Here is a 2,417-nt window from a genome sequence, read left to right on the forward strand (position 1 = left end):
GACCTTAACCGGCGCGGCGGCGCGACCATGGATCGCCACGCCCTTCGGGCCCGCGATACGGTGAGGGTTGGCGGGGGCAGCCGCCCCCCGAACCGTCATTGCGAGGAGGCGAAGCCGACGAAGCAATCCATCCCACGAGCCGGCTTGGAGGCCCTGGCGCCTATCTGCCCTTGGCCTCGCGCCAGATCCGGACCAGCGGCCCCTGGGCGCCCAGCACCGGGTCGGTGGCCGGCACCGGCACGGCGCCGATGCTGTCGCGCAGGGCCCGGCCGTCGCCATCGCCCTCCTCGACCAGGTCCGGGTCGGCGCCGGGCGGATAGGCGCCGATGACGACGAGGTCGCCGCTGGCCTCCTCGCGCTTGTGGCCGACCCCGGCCGGGATCACCACCACGTCGCCGGCCAGCAGCTCCAGCGACACGCCGCCTGCGCCGCCGAACCGCACCTTGGCCCGGCCGCTGGCCAGGCCCAGCACCTCATGCGCGTTGCTGTGGAAGTGGTGGAACGGGTAGATGCCGTTGCGCCAGCCATTGCCCCAGCCGTTCTGGCCGAAGCGCGCCTCGATCGCCGTGGCGACGTCGCCGAAGCCGAGCCCGCTGACCTGGCGATAGACCAGCAGCGGCAGCGCCGGGTTGTTCGGAACGGCGCCGCCATCCTCGAAATAATGGGCCTCGACGCCCGGATCGGCTTCGGTCATGGCCTGTCTCCTCGTCACCCCGGAAGGAGTCTGGCCCGGAGACGGCGGGCGGCAAGGACTGGGAACCCTCCCCTATTGTCATTGCCGGGCTTGACCCGAGGATGACAAAAAAGAAAGTCGGCCCTGCTACGCTAGGCTCTTAGCCACGTCCTCGCACATCTTCTTGGCGTCGCCGAAGAGCATGAGGGTGTTGTCGCGGAAGAACAGCTCGTTCTCGACCCCGGCATAGCCGGACGCCATCGACCGCTTCACGAACAGCACCGTCTTGGCGTTCTCCACGTCCAGGATCGGCATGCCGTAGATCGGGCTCGCCGGGTCGGATTTCGCCGCCGGGTTGGTCACGTCGTTCGCCCCGATCACGAAGGCCACGTCCGCCTGGGAGAAGTCGCGGTTGATCTCCTCCAGCTCGAACACCTCGTCATAGGGCACGTTGGCTTCCGCCAGCAGCACGTTCATGTGACCCGGCATGCGCCCCGCCACCGGGTGGATGGCGTAGCGCACCTCCACCCCCTCCTTCTTCAGCAGGTCCGACATCTCCCGCAACGCGTGCTGCGCCTGCGCCACCGCCATGCCGTAGCCCGGCACGATGATCACCGACCGCGCGTTCTTCATCACGAAGGCCGCATCCTCCGCCGACCCCTGCTTCACTGCCCGGTCGCCATGGCCGCCGCCGGCCGCGGCGGAGGCGGATTCGCCGCCGAAGCCGCCCAGGATCACGTTGATGATCGACCGGTTCATCCCCTTGCACATGATGTAGCTGAGGATGGCGCCCGACGACCCGACCAGCGCACCCGTGACGATCAGCAGGTTGTTCTGCAGGGTGAAGCCGATGCCCGCCGCCGCCCAGCCCGAATAGCTGTTCAGCATCGACACCACCACCGGCATGTCCGCCCCGCCGATCGGCAGGATCAGCAGGAAGCCCAAGGCCAGCGCCACCAGGATCAGCAGCAGGAAGGCGGCCCCGGACTGCCCGGCGCACATCCACACGATCAGGAGGATGATCAGGATGCCGAGGCCGGCATTCAGCGGGTGCTGCAGCGGGAACACCAGCGGCTTGCCCGAGACCAGGCCCTGCAGCTTGGCGAAGGCGACCAAGGAGCCGGTGAAGGTGATCGCCCCGATCGCCGCCCCCAGCGACATCTCGATCAGGCTGCCGACATGGATCGCCCCCGGCGTGCCGATGGCGTAGGCCTGCGGGTCCAGGAACGCCGCCGCCGCCACGCACACCGCCGCAAGACCCACCAGGCTGTGGAACGCCGCCACCAGCTGCGGCAGCGCCGTCATCTGGATCCGCTGCGCCACCACATAGCCGATGCCGCCGCCGATCGCGATCGCCGGCACGATCAGCCAGTAGTTCCGCACCTGCGGCAGCAGCATCAGCGTCGTCGCCACCGCGATCGCCATGCCGGCGATCCCGTACCAGTTCCCCTGCCGGCTCGTCTCCGGGCTCGACAGGCCCCGCAGCGCCATGATGAAGCACACCGCCGCCACCAGATACGCCAGCACCGCCAGGCTCGTCATCGCGATCCCCTCGTCGTGTCTTGGTTTGCCTGTACGGGCTGTCTCAGCCCTTCTTCCGGTACATCGCCAGCATGCGGCGGGTGACCAGGAAGCCCCCGAAGATGTTCACCGAGGCCAGCAGCACCGCCAGCGCCCCCAGCACGCTCGACGCCCCGATCACCGCCGGGCCCGCCGCGATCAGGGCGCCCACCACGATCACCGA

General features: G+C 69.1%; 3 protein-coding genes. All 3 read right to left on the minus strand.

What is annotated here, in order from left to right; genetic code table 11:
- Positions 1 to 160: 160 nt before the first annotated feature.
- Positions 161 to 694 (minus strand): cupin domain-containing protein, encoded by a 534-nt coding sequence (locus tag P409_RS32030; RefSeq protein ID WP_034848139.1) that lies wholly within the window; start codon positions 692 to 694, stop codon positions 161 to 163.
- A gap of 126 nt (positions 695 to 820) precedes the next feature.
- Positions 821 to 2,215 (minus strand): NAD(P)(+) transhydrogenase (Re/Si-specific) subunit beta, encoded by a 1,395-nt coding sequence (locus P409_RS32035; protein ID WP_034848141.1) that lies wholly within the window; start codon positions 2,213 to 2,215, stop codon positions 821 to 823.
- A gap of 43 nt (positions 2,216 to 2,258) precedes the next feature.
- On the minus strand, positions 2,259 to 2,417 hold a 159-nt coding region (locus P409_RS37460), incomplete at its 5' end, for a proton-translocating transhydrogenase family protein (protein WP_161790461.1).

Source organism: Inquilinus limosus MP06 (assembly GCF_000767795.1).
Lineage (GTDB): Bacteria > Pseudomonadota > Alphaproteobacteria > DSM-16000 > Inquilinaceae > Inquilinus > Inquilinus limosus_E.